23 protein-coding genes are annotated in these 24,195 nt (G+C 30.8%); 21 read left to right on the top strand and 2 right to left on the bottom strand.

Annotated features, from left to right (window positions below; all coding sequences use genetic code 11):
• The first annotated feature begins 4 nt into the window (after positions 1 to 4).
• The 5 genes from B9N53_RS04240 to B9N53_RS04220 all read left to right on the top strand — a co-directional run bounded on the left by B9N53_RS04240 (position 5) and on the right by B9N53_RS04220 (position 5,721).
• Positions 5 to 1,702: a phospho-sugar mutase gene (locus tag B9N53_RS04240; protein ID WP_094203829.1), complete on the top strand. Its 1,698-nt coding sequence runs from the start codon at positions 5 to 7 to the stop codon at positions 1,700 to 1,702.
• Positions 1,703 to 1,821: 119 nt separating this feature from the next.
• A complete protein-coding gene (locus B9N53_RS04235) occupies positions 1,822 to 2,394 on the top strand; it encodes a xanthine phosphoribosyltransferase (protein ID WP_094203828.1) in 573 nt (190 codons plus the stop codon).
• Positions 2,395 to 2,482: 88 nt separating this feature from the next.
• Complete coding sequence (locus tag B9N53_RS04230) at positions 2,483 to 2,989, top strand: FHA domain-containing protein (RefSeq protein ID WP_002837647.1); 507 nt, start codon at positions 2,483 to 2,485, stop codon at positions 2,987 to 2,989.
• Complete coding sequence (locus B9N53_RS04225) at positions 2,979 to 4,313, top strand: FtsW/RodA/SpoVE family cell cycle protein (RefSeq protein WP_094203827.1); 1,335 nt, start codon at positions 2,979 to 2,981, stop codon at positions 4,311 to 4,313. The genes B9N53_RS04230 and B9N53_RS04225 overlap by 11 nt, the downstream gene beginning before the upstream one ends.
• Positions 4,303 to 5,721: a peptidoglycan D,D-transpeptidase FtsI family protein gene (locus B9N53_RS04220; RefSeq protein ID WP_094203826.1), complete on the top strand. Its 1,419-nt coding sequence runs from the start codon at positions 4,303 to 4,305 to the stop codon at positions 5,719 to 5,721. The genes B9N53_RS04225 and B9N53_RS04220 overlap by 11 nt, the downstream gene beginning before the upstream one ends.
• Before the next feature lie 53 nt (positions 5,722 to 5,774).
• On the opposite strand, the gene B9N53_RS04215 is transcribed toward B9N53_RS04220, so the two are convergent.
• Positions 5,775 to 6,596: an NAD(+)/NADH kinase gene (locus tag B9N53_RS04215; protein ID WP_094203825.1), complete on the bottom strand. Its 822-nt coding sequence runs from the start codon at positions 6,594 to 6,596 to the stop codon at positions 5,775 to 5,777.
• 64 nt (positions 6,597 to 6,660) lie between these two features.
• On the opposite strand from B9N53_RS04215, the gene B9N53_RS04210 reads away from it, so the two are divergent.
• The 12 genes from B9N53_RS04210 to B9N53_RS04155 all read left to right on the top strand — a co-directional run bounded on the left by B9N53_RS04210 (position 6,661) and on the right by B9N53_RS04155 (position 18,180).
• Positions 6,661 to 7,482, top strand: a complete 822-nt coding sequence (locus tag B9N53_RS04210) for an RluA family pseudouridine synthase (RefSeq protein ID WP_094203824.1) — start codon at positions 6,661 to 6,663, stop codon at positions 7,480 to 7,482.
• 348 nt (positions 7,483 to 7,830) lie between these two features.
• Entirely contained in the window at positions 7,831 to 9,072 is a 1,242-nt protein-coding gene (locus B9N53_RS04205; RefSeq protein WP_094203823.1) for a zinc ribbon domain-containing protein, read from the top strand.
• 91 nt (positions 9,073 to 9,163) lie between these two features.
• A complete protein-coding gene (locus tag B9N53_RS04200; RefSeq protein ID WP_094203822.1) occupies positions 9,164 to 9,787 on the top strand; it encodes a YtxH domain-containing protein in 624 nt (207 codons plus the stop codon).
• A gap of 7 nt (positions 9,788 to 9,794) precedes the next feature.
• The gene (locus B9N53_RS04195) at positions 9,795 to 10,235 is read left to right on the top strand and encodes a hypothetical protein (protein WP_094203821.1); all 441 of its coding nucleotides are present in this window, start codon (positions 9,795 to 9,797) and stop codon (positions 10,233 to 10,235) included.
• 158 nt (positions 10,236 to 10,393) lie between these two features.
• A complete protein-coding gene (locus B9N53_RS04190) occupies positions 10,394 to 11,299 on the top strand; it encodes a diacylglycerol/lipid kinase family protein (protein ID WP_094203820.1) in 906 nt (301 codons plus the stop codon).
• A complete protein-coding gene (locus tag B9N53_RS04185) occupies positions 11,300 to 12,307 on the top strand; it encodes a LacI family DNA-binding transcriptional regulator (protein ID WP_002836734.1) in 1,008 nt (335 codons plus the stop codon).
• A gap of 67 nt (positions 12,308 to 12,374) precedes the next feature.
• Complete coding sequence (locus tag B9N53_RS04180) at positions 12,375 to 12,635, top strand: HPr family phosphocarrier protein (RefSeq protein WP_002836732.1); 261 nt, start codon at positions 12,375 to 12,377, stop codon at positions 12,633 to 12,635.
• A gap of 59 nt (positions 12,636 to 12,694) precedes the next feature.
• Positions 12,695 to 14,389 carry a phosphoenolpyruvate--protein phosphotransferase gene (gene ptsP, locus B9N53_RS04175; RefSeq protein ID WP_094203819.1) on the top strand — a complete coding sequence of 565 codons (1,695 nt, stop codon included), beginning with the start codon at positions 12,695 to 12,697 and terminating at the stop codon, positions 14,387 to 14,389.
• A 53-nt stretch (positions 14,390 to 14,442) separates the two neighbouring features.
• Positions 14,443 to 15,327 carry a hypothetical protein gene (locus tag B9N53_RS04170; RefSeq protein ID WP_094203818.1) on the top strand — a complete coding sequence of 295 codons (885 nt, stop codon included), beginning with the start codon at positions 14,443 to 14,445 and terminating at the stop codon, positions 15,325 to 15,327.
• Positions 15,311 to 15,649 carry a winged helix-turn-helix domain-containing protein gene (locus B9N53_RS04165; RefSeq protein ID WP_094203817.1) on the top strand — a complete coding sequence of 113 codons (339 nt, stop codon included), beginning with the start codon at positions 15,311 to 15,313 and terminating at the stop codon, positions 15,647 to 15,649. The genes B9N53_RS04170 and B9N53_RS04165 overlap by 17 nt, the downstream gene beginning before the upstream one ends.
• Positions 15,650 to 15,777: 128 nt before the next feature.
• Positions 15,778 to 16,710 carry a carbamate kinase gene (gene arcC, locus B9N53_RS04160; RefSeq protein ID WP_002836727.1) on the top strand — a complete coding sequence of 311 codons (933 nt, stop codon included), beginning with the start codon at positions 15,778 to 15,780 and terminating at the stop codon, positions 16,708 to 16,710.
• Between the two features lie 120 nt (positions 16,711 to 16,830).
• Positions 16,831 to 18,180: a uracil-xanthine permease family protein gene (locus B9N53_RS04155; protein ID WP_094203816.1), complete on the top strand. Its 1,350-nt coding sequence runs from the start codon at positions 16,831 to 16,833 to the stop codon at positions 18,178 to 18,180.
• Positions 18,181 to 18,203: 23 nt separating this feature from the next.
• On the opposite strand, the gene B9N53_RS04150 is transcribed toward B9N53_RS04155, so the two are convergent.
• Positions 18,204 to 19,229 carry an NAD(P)/FAD-dependent oxidoreductase gene (locus B9N53_RS04150; RefSeq protein ID WP_094203815.1) on the bottom strand — a complete coding sequence of 342 codons (1,026 nt, stop codon included), beginning with the start codon at positions 19,227 to 19,229 and terminating at the stop codon, positions 18,204 to 18,206.
• 239 nt (positions 19,230 to 19,468) lie between these two features.
• Between B9N53_RS04150 and B9N53_RS04145 the strand changes: the two genes are divergently transcribed.
• From B9N53_RS04145 to B9N53_RS04130, 4 genes are all read left to right on the top strand, one after another.
• Positions 19,469 to 20,545: a BMP family lipoprotein gene (locus tag B9N53_RS04145; RefSeq protein WP_094203814.1), complete on the top strand. Its 1,077-nt coding sequence runs from the start codon at positions 19,469 to 19,471 to the stop codon at positions 20,543 to 20,545.
• Positions 20,546 to 20,610: 65 nt separating this feature from the next.
• A complete protein-coding gene (locus B9N53_RS04140; protein ID WP_094203813.1) occupies positions 20,611 to 22,143 on the top strand; it encodes an ABC transporter ATP-binding protein in 1,533 nt (510 codons plus the stop codon).
• Positions 22,133 to 23,233 (top strand): ABC transporter permease, encoded by a 1,101-nt coding sequence (locus B9N53_RS04135; RefSeq protein ID WP_094203812.1) that lies wholly within the window; start codon positions 22,133 to 22,135, stop codon positions 23,231 to 23,233. Before B9N53_RS04140 ends, B9N53_RS04135 begins: the two co-directional genes overlap by 11 nt.
• Positions 23,233 to 24,168, top strand: a complete 936-nt coding sequence (locus B9N53_RS04130; RefSeq protein WP_094203811.1) for an ABC transporter permease — start codon at positions 23,233 to 23,235, stop codon at positions 24,166 to 24,168. The genes B9N53_RS04135 and B9N53_RS04130 overlap by 1 nt, the downstream gene beginning before the upstream one ends.
• The last annotated feature ends 27 nt before the right edge of the window (positions 24,169 to 24,195 follow it).

Raw genomic sequence — 24,195 nt, 5'->3', positions numbered from 1 at the left:
TTTTATGGATTATTTAAAAGTATACAATGAATGGTTGAATGATGAGTCTTATGATCAAGAAACAAGAGACGAATTAATGTCAATAAAAGATAATGATGAAGAAATAAAAGATAGATTTTATAAATCATTAGAATTTGGTACTGCAGGTTTGAGAGGAAAAATCGGTGCAGGTACAAATAGAATGAACAAGTACAATATAATGAAAACAACACAAGCACTTGCTGATACTATAAAACACTACGGAGAAGAAGCTTTGAAAAGAGGCGTAAGCATTAGCTACGATGTCAGAAAATTCTCCAAAGAATTTGCAGAAATATCAGCAAATGTATTAGCTTCTAATGGAATAAAAGTTTACTTGTCTGACGATATTAGACCAACACCTATGTTGTCTTATTCCATAAGAAAATTCAATTGTATTTCAGGGATTATGATTACAGCTTCTCACAATCCAAAAGAATACAATGGATACAAGGCCTATTGGGAAGAAGGTAGCCAAATTCTTGAAGATAAAGCTAATGAAATTTTGAATAATTTGGACAAAATCGAAAGTTTTACTGAAGTGAAGATAGGAGATTTCGAAAAATTAATAGCTGAAGAGAAAATAGAATATTTTGGTGAAAATTTGGACAAAGATTACTTTGAAGATGTGCTTAGCCTTACAATTAATGACGACAATATTGATAAAGATGTAAAAATAGTTTACACTCCATTGAATGGGACTGGAAATAGATTTGTAAGACATATCTTAGATGTCAGAGGATTTAAAAATGTCTACGTAGTAAAAGAACAAGAAAATCCAGACAGTGATTTTACGACTGTTCCTTATCCAAATCCTGAAAATCCAGAAGCGTTTGAATATGCTATCAATTTAGGAAAAGAAGTTGGAGCTGATTTGTTATTGGCAACTGACCCTGACGCTGATAGAACTGCTGTGGAAGTTTTAAGTGATGGTGAATATGTCTTCTTAGATGGAAATAAAATCGGAGCTTTATTGACTAATTATATTTTGAGTCAAAGATACGAAAAACACGATTTGCCAGAAAATCCTGTAGTTGTAAAATCAATTGTAACAGGAGATTTGTCAGCTAAAATTGCTAAAAAATACGGCGTTGAAATGATAGAAACATTAACTGGATTCAAAAATGTATGTGGAAAAGCTAATGAATACGAAAAAACTGGAGAAAAATCTTGGGTATTTGGATATGAAGAAAGCATTGGTTATTCTTACGGAACATTTGTAAGAGATAAGGATGCGGTAAGTTCTTCAATGATGATTTCAGAAATGTTAGCTTTTTACAAGAAACAAGGAAAGACTTTGATAGACGTTTTAAATGATTTGTATGAAGAATTTGGTTATCACGAAAACTCACTTTCTTCAGTAGTATTAGAAGGATTGGATGGTCAAGAAAAAATCGGAAGAATTATGGAAGAATTCAGACACAATCCAATTAATGAAATAGGTTCTACAAAATTAGTTGAAACAAAAGACTACGATGTAAATTACAAAGATTTTGGAACTCCAAGATCAAATGTTTTGAAATATTATTACGACGATGGGTCATGGTATGCATTAAGACCTTCTGGAACTGAGCCAAAAATAAAATTATATATATATTCTGTTGCAGATTCAAAAGAAAAAGCAGAACAAAAAGTTTTGGATATTGAAAAAATAGCAAAAGAAAAAATGATGAATGTTAAATAATTTTAAGATATCACTTGCTCTTATATTTTTAGGGTAAGTGATATTTTTTAAATTGGCAAATATTGAGATTTTTTGATATTGTATGTATAATATACTATATTAAATTCTAGGAGAGAAATATGAGAAAACTTGAAGAGAGAATAATGAAAGATGGTCAAGTATTACCAGGAAATATACTTAAGGTAGACAGGTTCATTAATCACATGATTGATCCTGTTCTTTTTGAAGATTTGGCAAATGAATTTTACGAAAAATTTAAGGATAAAAAAATAAACAAAATACTTACGATTGAAGTTAGCGGAATAGCAATTGCGTATGCTTGTGGAATTAGATTTAATTGCCCGGTTGTTTTTGCCAAAAAAACAAGTTCAAAAACTTTGGGAGACAACTGCTACAGAACAGAAGTGTTTAGTTTTACTAAAAATAGAAGCTACGAAGTAATGGTTTCAAAAGAGTACTTAAATGAAAATGATCATGTTTTATTGATTGATGACTTCCTTGCAAATGGTAAAGCGTTGGAAGGTTTGATTGATATTTGTTCACAAGCGAATGCAACTGTTGAAGGAATTGGAATTTTAATCGAAAAAGTTTTTCAAAAAGGTGGAGACAATTTAAGACAACAAGGTTATACAATAGAATCATTGGCAAGAATTAAAGGATTCACCGACGATTCTGTTATATTTGAGGATTAATTTTGACAAATTGTAACTTTATTATTCATTTTTTAAGTCCAAAATATGATATATTAGATTAGGATAAAAATGAGAAAGGATGGAGCCTATGAAATACATTATTGACATATTGGACGCATTCTTTTCTATACAAATTACTCCAAATTTAAAATTATATAATTTAATTTCTATGTTTTTTAAATATTTATTTGTAATAATAATTTACTATTTTATTTTCAACATAATCAAGATGATTTATTTGGACATAAAAGGAACAAACAATATGAATTACAGTTCAAATACTTATTTAAAACTAATTAATAGAAAAGAAAATTTGCCTTTTAAAATACAAGAGCATTATTTTATAGGAAGAACTGCTACTATAGGAAGAGACGACAGCAATCAAGTTGCATTAAAAGATAGGTTTATATCGAAGAGACATGCACGTATTTATAAAGAAAAAAATAATTATTATATAGAGGATTTGAACTCTGCTAATGGAACTTTTTTGAATGGAAATAAATTGATTAATTCTGCAAGATTGAACGACAAAGATTTGATAGATATCGGACAAATTGAATTTATGTTTGTAAATGGTGACAAAGATGCAAACTAAACGTAAGAAAAATAGCAGATTTAAAGAATTTATCGATAACTTAAAACCAATGCGTGTAAATAGTAAGATGATTAAACCAGTTTATTTGATATTACTGTTTAACATATTTGGTTTTTTTCTAGCTTTGGGATCAAATGAAAAAGAATTAGATCCGAAAGCCTTAGCTTACTTTTTGTTTGCTACAATTTTAATGTTTTTGGCAAATAAATACGTAACAAAAATCACTAAAGGTGATGGATATATATTACAAATCGCTTGTATGCTTTTTAGTATTGGTGTAATCGTGATTTACAGGCTTAATCCTTATGAAGGATTGAAGCAAATAATGTGGTTTACCATTGGGATACTATTGTTTTTTGGAACATTTTTTATTTTAAAAAGCTACAAAAAATGGTACAAATTCACGGCACTTTATTTAATAGGTTGTGTTGTGATGTTTCTAATGACACTAGTTCTCGCTGAAGATAAATACGGAGCTAGAAACTGGATTAGCATATTCGGGGTTGGTTTCCAACCGTCTGAAATTACGAAAATATTGTATGTATTTTTCCTTGCTAGTTATGATTACAACACTGATTTGTTAGATAAGATAAATATAAAGTCAGCGCAAAAATACAAAAAATATCTACCTGTAATCAAAAGATATTTCTTGATGATAGTTGTTTATTTATTTATAGGTATGTTTTTCTTGCAAAAAGATTTGGGAACTGCAATGATTTTTTACGGATTATTCTTAGTTTACCAAATTGTAAATCAAGAAGACATCAGATTAATTTTATTAAATTTATTCATAGCGATTGTCGGGGCGGTGGCTGCGTATATGCTTTTTTCTCATATAAGAATAAGGGTGTCTACATGGCTTGATCCATGGAAGAATATCGATGGAATAGGTTATCAAATCACACAAGCTTTGTTTGCGATTGCGAGTGGAGGATTTTTTGGAACGGGTCTTGGATTAGGAAGACCGGATGTAGTTCCTGTAGTCACAAGCGATTTTATTTTCGCTGCGATTTGCGAAGAAATGGGAACTTTCACAGGAATGGGTGTAATAATGTTGTTCTTGATTTTGATTTACAGGGGAATGAAAATTTCGTTGTATCAATCAAATAAATTCTACAAGATTGTAGCGCTTGGAATTTCTGTTATTTTTGCAATTCAAGGGCTTGTTATGTTTGGTGGTGTTATGAAGTTGGTTCCTTTGACAGGAATTACGATACCATTTGTAAGTTACGGTGGTACTTCAATGGCGATGTCATTTATTTGCCTTGCGATTTTACAATTCTGTTCAACTGATCAAGGAGAGGAAGATATTTATGCAAAATAAAATGAACAAAAGAATTATTGTGGTTTTATCTTTCTTGATGACTTTATTTGTATTGTTGGTTTTGTATTTGACTTATTTCCAAATAGTAAAAGCTGATAAAATTGCAAACAATGAATACAACAAAAGGTTGTGGGTAGATGAAGATAAGGTTGAACGTGGAACAATCTATGATAGAGATAAGAATGTTTTGGTCGAAACTAAGAAAGATTCATCTGGGAAAAATTATAGATTTTTCGATTATGCAGATATTTATGGAAATATAACTGGATACAATTCAAAAACTTACGGTACAGCTGGTCTTGAAAAATCGTATATGAAAGAATTGTTAAACATTAACAAAGATACTCCTTTATCGCAATTGAGAAATATAGTAAGCTCAAACAATAAAGGTAACGATCTTGTTTTGACAACAAATTCCACTTTACAAAAACTTGCGTACAATTTATTAGACGGCAAAAAAGGTTCAATCGTAATGATGAATCCGACAACTGGTGAAGTTTATGTAATGTCAACTTTCCCTTCATATAATCCAAACGAAGTTTCATCACAATGGCAAGAACTTTTGAATAGGGAGACATCTCCATTATTAAATCGTGCAACGCAAGGAATGTATACTCCAGGATCGGTTTTTAAAATAATTACTGGTAATGCAATATTAGAAAATGAAGACAAAGTTGATAAAGTTGTAGAAGATAATACTGGTACAATTGAGTTTAATAAATACACAATTTCTAATAACAACGGCGCTGTTTTTGGAGAGACGGATTTGAGAAAAGCTCTTGAAAAATCATCAAATGTTTATTTTGCATCGCAAGGTGTAAAATTGGGCAATAAAATTTTGCAAGACAATGCTTCAAAATTTATGATTGGCAAGAAAATTCCTTTTGATTTGCCAGTAGCAGTAAGCATTAATGGATATACAAAAACAAAAAGTGATGCAGATATTGCAACGACAAGTTTTGGACAAGGAGAAACTTTGGTAACTCCATTGAATATGGCTATGGCAATGAGCGCTGTAGCAAATGATGGACAAATGTTGAAACCTTACTTGGTTAGTCAAATAATAGATTCAGAAGGAAAAGTAATTAAAGAAACTAAGCCAGAATTATTATCTGAAGTTGGCAATAAGAAGAATATGGAAAACTTAAAAGATTATTTGAGATCTACTGCAGAAAGTTACGATACACTTAATGTTAGTACATCTGTAATCGCAAAATCAGGTACGGCAGAAATTAAAGATAAAACAAGTACACATGCTTGGTTTGTAGCTGCTGCACCGGCAAAAAAACCAAAATTTGCGATAGCAGTTATTTTAGAAGATGATAACTCTTATGGTGTAAAAACTGCAGGACCTATAGCTTCAAAAATGCTCAACGCAGCAATTAATGAATTGGGATTAGAAAAATAAAACAAAACATGGATAGCTTTGATGATTCATTGCAATCCATGTTTTTTTATTGCTTATAAGAATTTGTCTTTGATATTTAACCAATACCAGTCTTTTAAGAAAACTAATTTATTGATATATTGATCTGAATAAGTGAAGTTTACATAATCTACATTATCATAACTTCTGTTCAATCCATCAGCTAGAACTATGGAACTTTTTCTGTCAAAATTGTGATCTCTAAAATACAATGTAACGTTACTTTTTGATGGAACTACAAGAGAATTTAAAAGCGAACGGTATGCTTTTGAGTTAATTGGTGCAAGAGGTGTCACTTGGAAACCATCAAGCCCGTGATACAATACAGATCCACCAGCTGAGAAGTTATACGCAGTTGACCCAGAAGGAGTGGATACTATTATTCCATCTCCAGCAAAGGACTCTAAGTGGTTATCATCGATGTATACATCCAAATATACAATCGATGAGTCATCACTTTTTACTACGAATTCGTTCAGTGCTTTGTGTGTATAAGTTTTGCTGCTATTTCTGATTGCGGTTTTAGATTCTAGTAGGGAAATTTTTTCGATTCCGTAATTCTCGTTAATTAAATCTGAAATGAATTTGTCTATGTTAGGGATTAGAATTTCTTGATAAAATCCTAAGTGTCCAGTATTTATTCCGACAAAAGGAATAGTTGAAAATTCGTATTTGTGAACTGCTCTTAAGAATGCTCCATCTCCACCGATACAAAGATTAATCAGCGCATTCTCATCAAAATCAAAAGTAGGTTTGAATCCTTTTTGTTCTAATTTTTCTTTGACAATTAAAGCTGTTTCAAGTGATTTTTGGTTATCGTTTACATATATATTTATAATTTTGCTGTCCTTATTCATTTATACTAAAAGCTCCTAATATTTGATATAATTTTATTATACCAAATAACTGGAGATTTAAACAATGAAACAAATTAGTTTTGATATAGATAAAAAAATAAGGTTAGATGAATTTTTGAAATCAAATCACATTTCCAAAAATTTATTTCTCAGTATTTACAAAGATGACATTTTTATAAATGGAGAACATGCTAAGAGAAACTCTAAGTTAAAACCAGGTGACAAAGTAACTATCAATCTTAAAAATGAGGAAAATAATTACGAACCAATAAACTTAGACATTGAAGTTTTGTATGAAGATGATGATATTTTTGTATTAAATAAACCTGACAAACTCACGATGAATACAGATGGAGAAGAAAGCTTAGCGAATTTTGTGTCTTATTTATTTGAGCAAAGAAATATTAATCAAAAAGTTAGATTTATTAGCAGATTGGACCAAGACACATCAGGAGTTGTAATGGTTGCTAAAAATAAAATAGCTCAAGCGTATTATCAAAAAACTTCGTTTGAGAAAAAATACTTAGCAATCGTAGAAGGAAATCCTAAAAATCAAAAGATAGAATTAAATTTAAAACGCGATGGAATTAAAACAGAAATTGATGAAAATGGTAAAAAAAGTGTTACTATTTTGCAAAATCTCAAAAGTTACGGAGACTATTCCTTGGTTAGTTTAAAGCTTTTGACGGGAAGAACTCATCAAATAAGAGTAAGCATGGAATATATTAACTGTCCAATAGTTGCAGATAGTTTGTATGGAGAAAAAATTGAAGGATTTTCTCAAATGCTTCACGCGAATGAAATAGAATTTGTAGATATGAAAGGAAATAAGCATATTATTGCGACAGATTTTCCTAAAAGATTTAATAATTTTTTGAAGAAATAATCTCCCTTGAAAACACTTTTATGTTGTAGTATAATTAAATTAACCTCAGAAGAGGAACCCTGAAAAATTAAACCGACACACACTATAAGGGATGACGGACGTTCGATAATTGATGACGAGCCCTCTTTGAAGGGATGTCAGATGTTTGAGACAGTCAACCCACCTTCACATACTGAAGGTCATTAATTGATTAGGGTCTTCTGAGGATATTTTGTAAATAAAAGCGATTTCGCTTATTAGCATGGGACAAAATCTCATGCTTTTTTCTTATGTGTTTAAATTGAGATTATCTATTCACTAAAGTAGTATGAGAATGTATAATATATGGTAGATAAGGTGAGTGATATTATGAAAGATTCTAATTTAAAGAAATGCCCAAATTGTAATTCATTTGTTGGCGTTGATGATAGATTTTGTAGAGTTTGTGGTCATGATTTTTCAAAAGATGATGATTTTTCTTCTGAAGGAAAAACATTTGAGGATTTTTTGTTAGAGGCTTCTAAATTTAAAAACGAAACTCAAAATCATGATCTTGATTTTATAAAAAAAGAAGATAGTTCAACTGATAATGAAAAGATTTATTCTAAGATAGATAATGGATCTAATCAAGATACAACTGACAGATTAAATGTGGTGGATATTGAATCAGAATCATTAAAAAAAGAAAGAGAAAAAGCATTCCAAGAAACAAGCAACGATTATGATGATTACTATGATTATTATGATTATGAGGATGATGAAAAATCATCGATATTTAAGAAAATTATATTTTCAGTTATTGGTGTGGCTTTATTAATTGGTATTGTATTTGGCGTTAAATACATAAAACCTATGTTCCAAGAAAATCTAGCTGAAAAGACTATTACAGCAGAATCTGTAAAAGGTAAGTTCATACAATCAGTACAAGCTAAATCCTCAGAACAAATGATGAGTATTGTGAAATCATCAAATCAATCTGTACCATTCAGAAACAAAGATGCGGAAGAATTTATCAACGAAATAAATTCTAACCCTGAGTATCAAGCGACTATATTAAAATGGTTAGAAGATGATGAAGCAAACTTAAAATCGGATAAATCTTATAAAAGTACTAACCAATTAAAAATGGTAAAGGAAAACGACGGATATAAAATTTTGATTGATCCTATAAAGATAACGATAGAAAATCCAGAAAATGCAAAGTTGAGTTTAGAAAATGCTTCAGAATACGCATTTCCAGGAAAGAAAATTTTGTTAATAGAATCTAATGATTTAACTTTGAGACAAAATTATGATTTATCTTTCTTCTCAAAGAATAATGCGATTAATTGGGATATTGTAGATATTAATAAAACATTGTCTGATTTTGATGTAACAAGTGGTGAGAAGAATTACGAAATCAGAAAAACAATAGATGATGATTGCCTTGTATTTGTTAATGACAAAAACACTGGACTTACTACTGATAAGTTTAATGAAAAAGGCAGAAAGAATTTAACGGAAGACCAAGATTTTGTAAGAATGGTTGCCAAAGGAAAAAATGGTTTATTGAAATCACCAAAACAAACTGTTGGCTGGGAAACTTGGGTTAGATTGTATCTGAAAGATTAAAACTTTATAAATAATTCACTAATAATGTTTGAGATATGAAATTAGAGGGTATACAATAATCATAAGAAAATTTATTTAAGGAGATGTTATTATGAGTTTAATGGATTATTTAGAACATAAAAGAAGAGAAAAGGAAAGACAAATCAAATGGGAAATTGCTAAACGTAAATATGAAGACGAAGCTAAAATTACTTTAGGTACAGTTATTGGTGCTTCATTAGGTTTAGCAGCAGGATTATTATTGGCACCTAAATCAGGTGAAGAAACTAGAAAAGATATCAAAAAATTTGCAGAAGAAACAAAGAAAACAGCAGTAAATAACTTTAACGATGCAGTAGATACTGTAAAATTAACTGCTGACAATGTAACAGACAGCGTTAAAGACAAATATCAAGATTTCCAAGATAGAGGAATGACTGAATTAAATAGAGTTTCTGATCAATTTGACGAAGTTAAAACTGATTTGGGAGTTCTTGGTGAAGATCTTAAAGAAGTAGTTAAAAAAGACGGAAAAGAAATCAAAGAAGATGTTAAAGACACTAAAGATCAAGTAAAAGATTCTGCAGAAAAAGTTGGCGAATCAGCTAAAAAAGTAGCAGAAGAAGCAAAAGACGGTGCAGAAAAAACTGTCGAAGAAGGAAAAAAACAAGCAAAGAAAACTGCTGACACTGCAAAAGAAGAAGCAAAAGAAGTTAAAAAAGAAATCAAAAAGTAGGTAAGAAATGGTAGATGCTTTATATATATTTAAAATAATATTATATATTTGTTTATCTGGATTCTTAATTGCTTTAATCGTATTTTTCTTTAAACTTACTGACTTAATAAAGGGCGTAAAGGCCGTTTTAGCAGATAACAAAAAGGATATCGATAGATCAATTGGCGAAGTACCACAAATACTAGATAATGTAACTGGTATTACTAATAAAGCCGATAGATTAATAGGCGATGTTTCTCCAGATGTAAGAAATATTACAAACAATGTAAGTAACACTTTGTCTCACGTTGAATCAGTTTCAAGTAACGTGTCTAATACTGTGGACTATGTTGCCGAATCTGTAACAGATACTGCAACTAATATTAAATACGGATTTTTAAACTCTACAGACTATGTTGGGTCTGCAAGAGATATTATTAATTTCGTAAAAAGTTTAGCTAAAAGATAATTAAAGAAGATTTTATAAGCCAATCGGAAAATTTCTGATTGGCTTATTGTAAATCTTTAAAATTTTTTATAATTCATGAAAACAATTGTAGAAATTGTTAAAATCCTATTGAAAAACAATTAATTTTTTGGTATGCTATTAAGGAAAGATGGGATAGAATGAAAAGAATAAAAATTATCTCAAATCCTTCATCTGGAAGTCAAACACACGCGAGAGATTTAACAAAATTGATTAATTATCTAATTGAGGATAATTTTGTCGTTCAGCTTTTCAAAACTAAAGGCAAGAATGACGCATACAATGAGGCGTTAAACACATCTTCTGATGATTGGGATTTGATAGTTATTTCAGGCGGAGATGGAACGGTTAACGAAGTTGTTCACGGAATTTGCGACAGCGATAGCGATATTCCAATTACGATTTACTCCACAGGTACAGTAAACGATTTCGCAACTTACTTAAACTTGCCATCAACACCTTACAAATTATATAGAATGATTAAAACTGGGAAAATAATAAAAAGTGATGTCGGAAAAGTTAGCAATGAAGACTCACACAGATATTTCATCAACGTTTTTGCAGTTGGAAACATAGCGTCTGTTAGTTATGTTACTGATAAAGCTCAAAAAGCGATTTTTGGTAGACTGGCATATATTGTAGAGGGGTTGAAAGAACTTCCTAACACATTGAATCAGCCTATGGAATTGAAGATTAAAACAAAGGATGATTATTTAGAAGTAAAATCTCCTGTTATGATTATTTCCAATTCAAATACTGTAGGTGGATTTGAAAATATTTGCCCACAAGCCAAAATTGACGATCAAAAGTTAGACGTTTTGATTATTAAGCATTCCCGTCTTAAAGAAGTTGCTCAGATTTTAATAGATGCTTTTAGTTCAAAGCATATTTACTCTGAAGATGTATTATATTTTCAAACTGATACTTTAACCATTGAATCTAATCAAACAGTTCCAGGAGATGTGGATGGAGAATATGGTGGAAATTTACCAGTGAAAGTTGAGATTAATAATAAACCAATAAATATTTTAGTAAGGAGCGATTAAATGTCATCACCAACAATTAAAGACGTAGCAAAACTTGCTGGAGTTTCAATTTCTACAGTATCTAGAGTTATGAATGATTCCAAGCCTGTAAGTCCAGAAGCACGTAGAAAAGTTTTAGACGCAATTGAAAAACTTGACTTCAAACCAAACGAATTGGCAAGATCTTTAGTAATGAAAAGATCCAATTTAATAGGCGTAGTAGTTAAGGATATCGGTATTCCATACATGGCACAAATTGTAAGAGGTGCTGAAGAAATTGGAAGAATGTACAAATACGATATATTATTGTCGTCTACATACGGCGATTTGGAACAAGAAAAGAAAATTATAGACTTCATGTTTACAAAGCAAGTAGAAGGGATAATTTTGATTTCTGAAGACATTGAACCAGAGGTTATATTCAAGTTGAAAGATCAAACTGTTCCTTATATCCAATTGGATAAATTCTGGAATATAAAAGACGTGCACACAGTACAAATCGACTACAAAGAAGCTATGATAAATATGATTAATCATATTTATGATTTAGGTCACAAGAAAATTTTATTTGTAAAGGAAAATCAAGACACTGAGATTGGTCAAGAAAAACTTAAAGGTTACAGACAAGCTTGTGATGACTTGAAATTAGAAAAATTTGAAATCTCATCAGAAGGAGTTTCAGTAAAAGATGGTTACGAAGCTGGGGATAAGATTTTCGAAATGAAAGATTCGAAAGACATAACTTGCGTAAGTTTTAGTGAAGACGCACAAGCAATTGGATTTATAAATTATTGCTATGATAATAACAAAAAAGTTCCAGATGATATTTCAGTATCTGGATTTGGCGATATACCAATGACAAGTATTTACAGACCTACTCTTACTACAGTTCAAGAACCTTATTATGACATAGGGGCTGTATCAATGAGAACTTTAGTAAAGGTTTTGAAAGAAAATAAAATTATCAACGAAAAGGCAATATTGGGTTCTCAAATAATGAAGAGAGAATCCGTAAAAGATATCAATTAAAATATTTTCCTGTTTAAAAAATCAATTAATAGGATATAAATAAAGTAGTCATAGGAGGATTATTATTATGGTAGAACAAAATGTTATAGTTAAAAACGAAACTGGTTTGCATGCTCGTCCAGCTGCATCTTTGGTACAATTTGTAAAAAATTTTGATGGTAAAGTTGAACTTATTAAAGATGGTAAAACAGCTAACGCAAAATCTATTTTCAACGTTATGGCTTTAGGTATTTCTCAAGATACTGAAGTTACTGTTAGATTAGATGGCGAAAACGAAGAAGAAAACTTAAAAAAACTAGTTGAATTTATAGAAAACTTAGAAGATTAATTAAATCAAGAATTTATAGCCGTCACTTTTGTGGCGGCTTTAGTTTATGAGGAGGTATTATGAGTTTAATTAAAAAAGGTATTATTGCAAGTGAGCAGATAGCAATTGGTAAAGTTAAACTTATGAAAAAACAGGAAGTTAAAATAAGTACCGAAAAAATTTCTGATGATGAAATAAAGCTTCACGTTGATAAATTTAATAAAGCTTTGAGTGATTACAAAACAATATTATCTGAAACAAAAGTTGACAATGATACACAAAAACAAGTAATAGAAGCTCATTTGAGTATGTTGGATGATCCTTTTTTATCAGAAAGTGTAATTTCAAAAATTAACGAACATTATTCAAGCGACAAAGCACTAACAGATACGATAGATGAAATGGTTGTTATGATGCAGTCACTTGATAATGAATACATGAGAGAAAGAGCATCCGATTACAAAGATATTGGTCAACAATTATTGTACAAAATTAAGGGAATTGAGAACCAAAAACTCGACTCATTAGAACCAAATACTATTTTGGTTTCAAAAGAACTAACTCCTTATGAAACATCAATAATTGATAAAGATAATGTTGTTGGATTTTTGATGGACTTAGGAGGAAAAACCGCACATACTTCAATTATTGCGCAAACCTTAGGCATTGCTTGTCTTGTTGGAATGAAAGATATTACAGAAAACGTCAATGATTCTCAAACAGTTATCATCGATTCATTTAAGGGAATATGTATAATTGATCCTGATGAAGAAACTCTTTTAGAATACAAAAAGAAAAAATCTGAACTGGATGATGAAAAATCAAGACTCGAAAAGAACAGATATAACAAAGCTATTACTAAAGATGGAAGAGACATTGATGTTATGACAAATATCGGCAACATCGAAGATTTAGAAAAAGGCTTGGAATCTGGTGCAGAAGGCGTTGGTTTATTTAGAACAGAATTTTTGTATATGTATAATGATAATTTTCCGACAGAAGATGAACAATTTGAATCTTATAAAAAAGTAGTCGAAATTTTAGATGGAAAATCAGTAATTATTAGAACTTTAGATATTGGTGGGGACAAAGAACTTCCTTACTACAAGTTTCCTAAAGAAGATAATCCATTTTTGGGTTGGAGAGCTTTGAGATTTTGTTTTGATATGAAAGATATTTTTGATGCTCAAATCAAAGCGATTTTGAGAGCTTCTGCGTTTGGAAAAATAAGAATTATGCTTCCTATGGTTATTTCAGTAGAAGAAATGGAAAAAGCTCTCGAAATAATTGAAAATAATAAAAAAGAGTTGAGAGATGCAAATATTGATTTCGATGAAAATATAGAGGTTGGTATAATGATTGAAACTCCAGCTAGTGTTATTGTCGCTGAAGATTTAATAGAATATGTTGATTTCTTTAGCATTGGAACTAATGATTTAACTCAATATATCTTGGCAAGTGATAGAGGAAACGAAAAAATTTCAAATCTTTACAACACATACAACCCAGCAGTTTTAAGAGCTATCAAAAAAGTTATCGATGTTAGCCACAAACATGAAAAATGGACAGGAATGTGTGGAGGATTTGCAGGAGATACCAAAGCGACGAAACTTCTCTTAGGTATGGGATTAGATGAATTTTCTGCCCCAGCAGCTTCAATTCCAAAAATTAAGGATGTTATCGCTAACAATTCATTTGAAGAAGCTAAAATTTACGCAGATGAAATTTTACAAATGAAAAAAACTTCAGAAATTGAAAGGAAAATATCTGAATAAATATTTTGTTTTAAAATTCTGATATTTAATGATAAAATTGTATTGGTGATTATATGGAAATCAAAGATTTACAATTTTTTAAAGATAAAGATATTTACGATTGTGATTTACAAGAGGATAAGTACATTGTAAATACAGATTCTGGTAAATATATCGTTGAAATATATGAAGGGGATTTGGAGTCTTTTTTGAACTACAACAAACAAAATAATTATTTGTTGTATGAATTAAATGACAAGTTTGCAAAGATTGAAGATAGCGGATTTGAAAATGGTCACACTTTTGTGATTAAAAAATTTATTCAAAATCTTACAGATCAAATCTCTACTGAACAACAAATACAACTTGGAAGTGAAATAGGAAAAATTCTCAGAAAACTTCACGAAAATAGTCAAATTAACGATGATACTACTTGGTCAAAGATTTTTAATTATAAAATAAATAATCTTATATACAATTACTCAATGACTAACTTCAGAGGAGATAAGGATTATATTGTTTTCGATTACATTGAAAATAATAGATATTTAATTGAATCGAGGAAGTTGAGCAATATTTATTTGTTTGATAATTTATGCTCTATCTATGCTGATGATAATAATTTGAATTTTGTATCGAAGAATGTAAGTTATATGGCAGACTCTTTTTTTGAATTTAGAAAAATCAACGAAGTAGATGAGAAAAATAGAATTTTCTACTATTCCTTATTAAAATCTTATTTTAATGGGAAAATTCCTAGACTATTTTACAGAATTCTCGCAATATATACTATATTGGATATACTGGAACCAAAATTAAATGGAGAAAAAGAGGTTGATTTGACAGGAGAATTTGATAGAATTTTAAAAATTTACAATGATTTTGATTGTATAATTCCTGTGTGGATTAAGGAAACTGAGGAAAAAATAAAGGAGCTTAGCGATGAAAGTAAGTTGTAAGTTTTGGTTTGAGGATGACGATGGTAAGAAATTTTTCGGAAAAGGAAATTACATTCTTCTAAAAGAAATAGACAAGACAAAATCTTTGAACAAGGCTTCAAAAAATCTCAAAATGAGTTACAGTAAAGCTTTTAATATCATAAAAAATAGCGAAAAAATTTATGGTGAGAAGTTTGTGGATACTGAAATCGGAGGAGCCAACGGCGGAGGGTCGACGTTAACTGAAACAGGGGAAAGATTAATCAAAGAATATGAAAAAGCTATGTCAAATTTTACCAGAACTAGCAATAATTTAACAGAAAAAATTACAAAAAATTCCTAAAAAGCTTGTATTTTTTATAAAATCAGTGTAATATATATTTATCGAAGTGTCTTAATAATTAAAATCTCAATGTTTAGCATTGGGATTTTATATTTGGATACTATTTTTAATTTATAAAAGGAGTTAAAATGAAGAAAGTAGTTTTAGCATTAGGTGGAAACGCTCTCGGAAATTCACCTGAAGAACAAATCAAAGCTGTTAGAAAAACCGCTGTATCTATAGTTGATTTGGTTGAAGATGGCAACGAAGTTATCGTTTGCCATGGAAATGGTCCACAAGTTGGTATGATTAATTTAGCTATGGAAACTGCTCATAATTCTAATCCACAAATTTCTAACATGCCATTTGCAGAATGTGTTGCTATGAGTCAAGGATACATAGGATACCATTTACAAAAGGCTATCAAAAACGAATTATCAAAAAGAAACATGAAAAACGCAGTGTCTACAATAATTACACAAGTTAAAGTAGATAAGGATGATGAAGCTTTTGCTAATCCAACAAAACCAGTGGGATTATTTTATTCAAAAGAAGAATCTGAAAAACTTGCTGCTGAAAGTGGATATACTTTCAAAGAAGATGCAAACAGAGGATATAGAAGAGTTGTTCCATCTCCAAAACCAATTGATATAATTGAAAAAGAAGAAATCAATACTTTGATTAAGAAAGATTTCATAGTTATAGCTGGAGGTGGCGGTGGAATTCCTGTCGTAGAAAATGATGGACAATTAGAAGGTATAGGAGCTGTTATAGATAAGGATTTCACTTCAGAAAAATTAGCTGAGATTTCTGATGCGGATTTGTTAATCATTTTAACTGCAGTAGAAAAAGTATGTATTAATTACGGAACAGAAAATGAAGAAGGCTTGGATGAATTAAATTTATCTAGAGCTCAAAAGTTAATAGAAGAAAAACAATTTGCAGAAGGATCTATGCTTCCTAAAGTTAAGGCTTGTTTGAATTTTATTCAGTCAGGTGAAGGTAAAATTGCTTTGATAACTTCTTTGGAAAAAGCAAAAGAAGGAATAAATGGTTTAACAGGAACTAGATTTGTAAAATAATAATAGTACTTCCAAAACAAGAATTGATTTGATGTTTTTGGAAGTATTTTTTTATTGCTCTTTAAATTATTTTGAATTTAATATAGAATATACTTTAATGAAATTAAAAGGAGAGTGTATATGGAAAAGAATTCGAATTCATTATTTGATTATTATGGTAAGCCTTCGATGCTTAAATCATTTCCAATAGCAATGCAACACTTATTGGCTATGATTGTGGGTAATGCGTTGCCATCAATAGTCTTGGCGAGTGCTTTGAAATCAAGTGAACATGCAATTACAGATGCACAAGCAATTTATTTGATTCAAGCGGGAATGTTTATTGCTGCAATAGCGACGTTATTGCAATTGTATCCAGTTTTAAAATTTGGTGCAAAATTACCAGTTATTATGGGTGTTAGTTTTGCTTATATTCCAGTTTTATTATCAATTGGTAAGCAATACGGAATAGGTGCTGTGTATGCGTCACAGTTGATTGGTGGTATTGTAGCGATATTCACAGGAATGTTTATTGGAAAAATTAGGAAGTTTTTCCCACCGATTGTGTCAGGAACAGTTGTATTAACTATTGGGCTTAGTTTGTATTCAGTTGCTGTAAATTATATGTCAGGTGGAAATGGACCTATGCAAGGCGAAATCAGAAACTGGGTTGTGGCAATCATAACTTTGTGCGTTGTTTTGTTTTGTAATATGTTTATGAAAGGTTACATAAAATTAGCAGCGATTTTGGTAGGAATTATTGTAGGATACATAATATCATTATTTTTAGGCATGGTTAAATTTGACAATGTTGTTAGTGCGTCTTGGTTTATGCTTCCACAAATTTATCCATTCAAATTCCAATTCCATTTGGACGCTATCTTGACTATGTCAATTATGTATATTGTAAATTCTGTTCAAGCAGTGGGAGATTTAACTAGCACTACTATTGGAGGAATGGATCGTGAGCCTACTGATGTAGAGTTATCTGGTGGTATCAAGGCAAATGGTATTGTAAGTGTTATTGGTGCATTTATCGGAGCACTTCCAACTGCGACTTATTCACAAAACGTAGGCATTGTTTCAATGACAAAAGTAATTGCCAGAAAAGTTTTGTTGATTACTGCTAGTATGGTATTTGTCTGTGGACTGATTCCAAAATTTGGAGCATTGATGCTTTCAGTTCCACAAGCAGTAATTGGTGGGGCAACTATATCAGTATTTGCACAAATAGCTATGAGTGGTATGAAACTTATAACTTCAAGTGAAATGAGCGTAAGAAATACAACTATTGTTGGATTGGGAGTTGCACTTGGTATGGGAATCACACAAGTTGGTCCAAACGCTGTAAGATATTTTCCACAATGGTTCAGAATGGTGTTCACAGCATCACCTGTAGTCGTTGCAACGTTGATAGTATTTTTCTTGAATATTATTATTCCAGAAAAAACATTAGAACAAGAAGAAAAAGAAAGAAAAGAAATAGACTAAAAAAATCCCTCGCAAGAGGGATTTTAATATTTCATATATTTTTTATCAATGTACCTTTTTAGTACGAATGAAAGGTGTGAATACCAAGTGAATCCTTTGTAGTATAATAGTGCTTTTTCATTTCCACAATATAAAATTTGCATAGGGTCTGTGTCAGGAACATAAGATTCTAATTTCTCATCGTTCAATGTATGTGCAATATTTTTCATTAATATTGGCGATTGTCTTATAGCGTATACTCCAGCTTTTGGTAAATTAGGGTATTTGTCGATACTAACACAATCTCCAACGGCAAATATTTTGTCAGAAATTCTCATGTATTCATCGGAAATCAAGAAGTTTTTATCAGTAGTATTTAGATTTCCAAAATCAACGTTCACACCGCTAGAACCAATGCACATAATCAATTTATCAAAATCAATATCAATTTCATCAATAGAAGATACATTTTTGTTTTCGTAAACTTTTATACCTTTTTTCTTTAATAACTTTCTGGCTTTTTCATTAGCTTTGTCGCTGAATCCTTCCATATTCACACTGCCTCTTGTTACTATGGATATATTCTTATCAGGATAGATAGTTTTGAGCACAAAAGCTAATTCCAATCCACTTGCACCAGCTCCTAATATAAGGATATTTTTATCAGTATCTTTGATTTTTTCTTTTAAATCAATAATTGTATTGATAGGTTTGGAATTTATTACATTTTCTCCAGTTCCAATAGTTTTTTGAGTCGCTCCTAAATTAATACTCAAATAATCGTAGCCTACTGTGTGATTTTTTGCTATAACTTTTTTGTTTTCATCGTCGATTTTTACGATTTTATCGAAAATCAAATCTGCTCTGTATTTTTCGCAAATTTTTCTTACATCAAAGCATATCTCATCATGAGTGTATACTCCTTCCAAAAAACCAGTATACATACCAGAATAATACTGGTATTCATTGTCTGTTATAACAGTTATTTTAATATCTGGATATTTTTCTTTTATATTTTTGATTACAAAAATATGCCCGTGACCGCAGCCACACAAAACTAAATGCTTCATTTTGTCTCCTTCAGTAAATTTTTTATTTATAATTATATATATCATATCAGAAAAGTAAAGCAATGTTAAATTCATTCTTCGTTTGACAATATTGTTAATAATTGCTAATATTATATTGTATAGAAGATATCTATATTTACACGATAACAACGTTTACGTTATCAAATGAAAATCGATAAATTTTTATTAAGTTTTTTAATTGTAAGCAAATGTTATCGCAAAAATTTAAGGAGGACATTATGTCAAAAGTTTACAAAAAAATAATTGCTTTATTTCTTTGTTTAAGCATGGTTTTTGCCACTGCATGTGGTGGTGCTGGCAAAGATTCATCTGATAATGGAAAATCATCAGATACAAATGAAAAGAAAGAAAAAGTAAAAGTAACTATGGTTACTGACCAAGGTGGAATTAACGATAAATCTTTCAACCAATCAGCATATGAAGGATTTGAAAATGCTAAAAAAGAAGGATGGTTGGATTACAGATACATCGAATCACACAAAGAAGCAGAATATGCACCAAATATGGAAACAGCATTGGATGATGAAAGTGATGTAATATTTACAATTGGATATGCATTATTTAAAGCAACAGATGCTGCAGCTGAAGCTAATAAAGAACAAAAATATGCAATAATAGACAATGCAAATGTAGAAAAAAGACCAAACATGATTGGGGTTTTATTTGCAGATAACGAAAACTCATTCTTAGTTGGCTACATCGCTGGTATGACAACTAAAACAAACAAAGTTGGTTTTGTTGGTGGTATGAAGAGTGATGTAATTGATAGATTTGAATACGGATTCAAAGCTGGTGTTAAAGAAGCTGAAAGACAAAAGAAACAACCTATTGAATTCCAATCACAATATGCTGATAATTATGCTGCACCAGATAAAGGTAAATCAATCGCTAACTTAATGTATCAAAAAGGCGTAGATGTTATATTCCATGCAGCAGGTGGTACAGGTTATGGTGTTATTCAAGCTGCTATCGACAATAACAAATACGTTATAGGAGTTGACAGGGATCAATCAGCTGATGCTCCGAAAAACATGTTAGTTTCTACAGTAAAAGGAGTTAATGTTGCTGTTCAAAAAATCTCAAAAGATCTTAAAGATGGTAAGTTTGAAGGTGGAAGCACAGTAACTTATTCATTAAAAGATGGAGATGCTGTAGATATTGCTTATGCTAAAAATGATTTAGTTGCACAAGATGTTAAAGACAAAGTAGAAAGCTTAAAGAATGACATCAAAGAAGGAAAAATCAAAGTTCCACAAAACGAAAAAGAATTTGCAGAATTCGGATTTGATAAATAAGGTTGAGAACAGGGATTGAAAAATCCCTGTTTTTATAACTGTTTTTAAAGATGAAAGGGAAAAACATGAACGATGAAAAAAACATTGTTGTAGATTTAAAAGACATATCAAAATCTTTTGGCAGCAATAAAGTACTTGATAATGTAAATTTCACGCTCCATGAAGGAGAGGTTCATGCTTTGTTAGGTGAAAACGGAGCTGGGAAGACAACTCTAATGAATATACTTTATGGGTTGTATGAACCTACATCGGGAAGTGTTACAGTAAAAGGAAAAACTTTTGATCAAATGACTCCTAAATTAGCAATACAAACTGGTATAGGAATGGTGCATCAACACTTTATGCTTATAGAGCCATTTACAGTTTATCAAAATATTGTTTTAGGAAAAGAAATAACAAGTAAAGGCGGAATTCTAGATAATAAAAAATCTATCGATGCTGTAAAAGAATTGTCTGAAAAATACGGTTTGGTGATTGATCCAGAAGCAAAAGTTGCTGATATTTCAGTAGGAATGCAACAAAGAGTAGAAATCTTAAAATGTTTGTATCGTGGAGCAGATATTTTGATATTTGACGAACCGACAGCGGTTTTAACTCCACAAGAAATAGATGATTTCATAAAAATTGTAAAAAATCTTACAGAATTAGGAAAATCTATAATAATAATTACACACAAATTATCTGAAATCAAAGCAATGGCAGATTATTGTACAGTTATTAGACGTGGTAAATTTATTGATAAGTTAAACGTAAAAGAAATCGACGAAAACATCTTAGCAGAAAAAATGGTTGGTCGTGATGTTAGATTTAATGTTGAAAAGCAAGACCAAGAGCCAGGAGAAGTTGTATTAGATATTAAAAATTTGGTGGTAAAAGATTCTAGAAATATCGACGCTGTGAAGAATTTAAATCTTCAAGTGAGAAGGGGAGAAATTGTTGGTGTAGCAGGTGTAGATGGCAATGGTCAATCGGAATTGATTGAAGCAATTACTGGCCTTAGGAAAATAGAATCTGGACAAGTTACTTTAAAAGGAAAAGACATCACAAATCATTCTCCAAGAGAAATTATAGATTCAGGTATGAATACAATTCCAGAAGATAGACAAAAACACGGACTTATATTGGATTATTCTATCGCTGACAATTTAATTTTGGAAAATGTTAAAAAGAAACCTTTTAGTAAAGGGTTAAAGTTAGATTTTGATGCTATTAATGACAATGCAAAACAATTAATCGAAAAATTCGATATCAGACCTAATGATTATCATCAAAAAACAAAAAATTTATCAGGTGGTAACCAACAAAAAGTAATTATCGCCAGAGAAATTTCCAACGATCCTGATTTGTTAATAGCAGCTCAACCAACCAGAGGATTAGATGTTGGTGCAATAGAATTTATTCACAAATATTTAGTGGATCAAAGAAACAAAAACAAAGCTGTATTGTTAGTTTCATTTGAGTTAGATGAAATAATGGATTTGTCAGATAATATAGCAGTTATTTTTGATGGTAAAATTGTTGGAGAAAAAACAGCAAAAGAAACTAATGAAATGGAACTTGGTAGATTAATGGCTGGAGGTGTTGTAGATGAAAAATAACAATGAAAAAATTTCAATATTCACAAAGTACAACAAGCTATTCTTCATGCTTTTATCTATCATAATAGGTTTATTGGTTGGAGCTTTGGCTTTAGTATTAGCTGGTTATAATCCACTGGAAGCATACAAACTAATGCTTGAAGGAATATTTAAAAGACCGAAAAATGTTGGTTGGACAATTGTAAATGCCATTCCAATAATTTTTACAGGTCTTGGCGTTGCATTTGCTTTTAAAACGGGATTATTTAACATCGGTGCAGAAGGTCAATACATCGTTGGAACAATGGTTGCATTTTTATTGGGATATAATCTTCACTTACCAGCATTTATTCACGTTCCAGTAGTAATAATTGTGGGAATGTTAGCTGGGGCGGCTTTTGGAGCATTGGCTGGATTTTTGAAAGCTAAATTTGGCATACATGAAGTTATATCAACGATAATGCTTAACTGGATAGCTTTTTATTTTAACAATATGGTTGCAAATTATCCAAAATTCAAAGCACCGAACTCAATGGGAACTCACGAAGTACAAGAAACTGCTAAAATTACATTGATGCAAAATGTTAAAGGACTTCCAAAAGCAATCGACAACTTCTTCAAAGCTCCAATACATTTGGGATTGATATTAGCAATTGTAGCAGCAATTTTATTATGGTATATTTTGAAGAAAACAAACTTAGGATATGAATTGAAGGCTGTAGGTCTTAATCAAGATGCAGCAAAATATGGTGGAATTGATGTCAATAAAAAATTGACTTTATCTATGGCTATAAGTGGAGCAGTGTGTTCACTTGGTGGAATCACTCAAGTTTTAGGATACAGATACACAATTTCTGCATTATCTAGTATGGAAAACTTTGGATTTGATGGACTTGCAGTAAGTTTACTTGCAAATAATAACCCAATAGGTTGTATTTTCTCTGGATTATTTTTCGGTGGATTGAAATACAGTGGGGCAAATGTTCAAAGAGTTTTACACGCCCCAACTGAAATGATTAACATCATAATGGGAACAATCATTTTGTTCACAGCAATTCCACTGATGTTCAGAATAATTAAATCTAGATTTAAAAGCAAAGGAGGCAAATAATGAACTTAGTACTTTTAGGGTTAGTAATAGGTAATACATTAATAAATGCGACTCCTATTTTATACGCTGGATTAGGTGGTATGATTTCTGAAAAGTCTGGAGTTACAAACATCGGACTTGAAGGTATGATGACAATTGGTGCATTAATCGCAGCCACTGTGGGATATTATACACACAATCCTTGGTTAGCGCTTTTGTGCGGTGGATTAAGCGGAATGGTATTTGCCTTAATTCACGCAGTAGTATCAATCACATTTGCAGGAGATCAAACTATTTCTGCAATTGCTATAAACTATTTAGGACCTGGTGTTGCTTTATTTGTTTCCAGAATATTTTTCGATGGAGCAACTCAAACAAAACCAATTGAACCACAATACAAAATTCCAGTATTATTTGACGGAATTCAAAACAAATTCTTAGCTAATGTAATTTCATTACCTGCTACAGTTTATTTGGTATTTGTTTTAGTATGTTTCATTTATATATTTATGTACAAAACAAAATGGGGAATGAGATTGATTGCAGTTGGTGAACATCCAAAAGCAGCAGAAACTTTGAATATAAATGTATTTTTCGTTAGATACATGGCTGTTTTATTCTCAGGATTTATGGCTGGTTTAGGTGGAGCTACAATGTCTATTTCACTTGTATCTTCATTCTTCCCTGCATTAGTTGCTGGTCAAGGTTTCATAGCTTTGGTTACAGTAATATTCGGTAAATGGACTCCACAAGGTGTTATGTTAGCAGCGTTATTCTTCGGATTCGCTCAATCATTATCAGTTGTCTTGGGAGGAACAAATCTTCCGATACCATCAGAATTAATATCAATGATTCCTTATGTTGCAACATTAATCGTATTGATACTATTTGGTGGAAAAACAAAAGCACCTACAGCAGATGGAATTCCTTATTTGAAAGACGATATAGCACTTTAATAGAAAAAATAAAGGTAGTGTGAGATT

The organism is Finegoldia magna (genome assembly GCF_002243175.1).
Lineage (GTDB): Bacteria > Bacillota > Clostridia > Tissierellales > Peptoniphilaceae > Finegoldia > Finegoldia magna_J.
The sequence above is the reverse complement of the archived record's forward strand: the minus strand, read 5'-3'. Positions and strand labels throughout refer to the sequence as shown.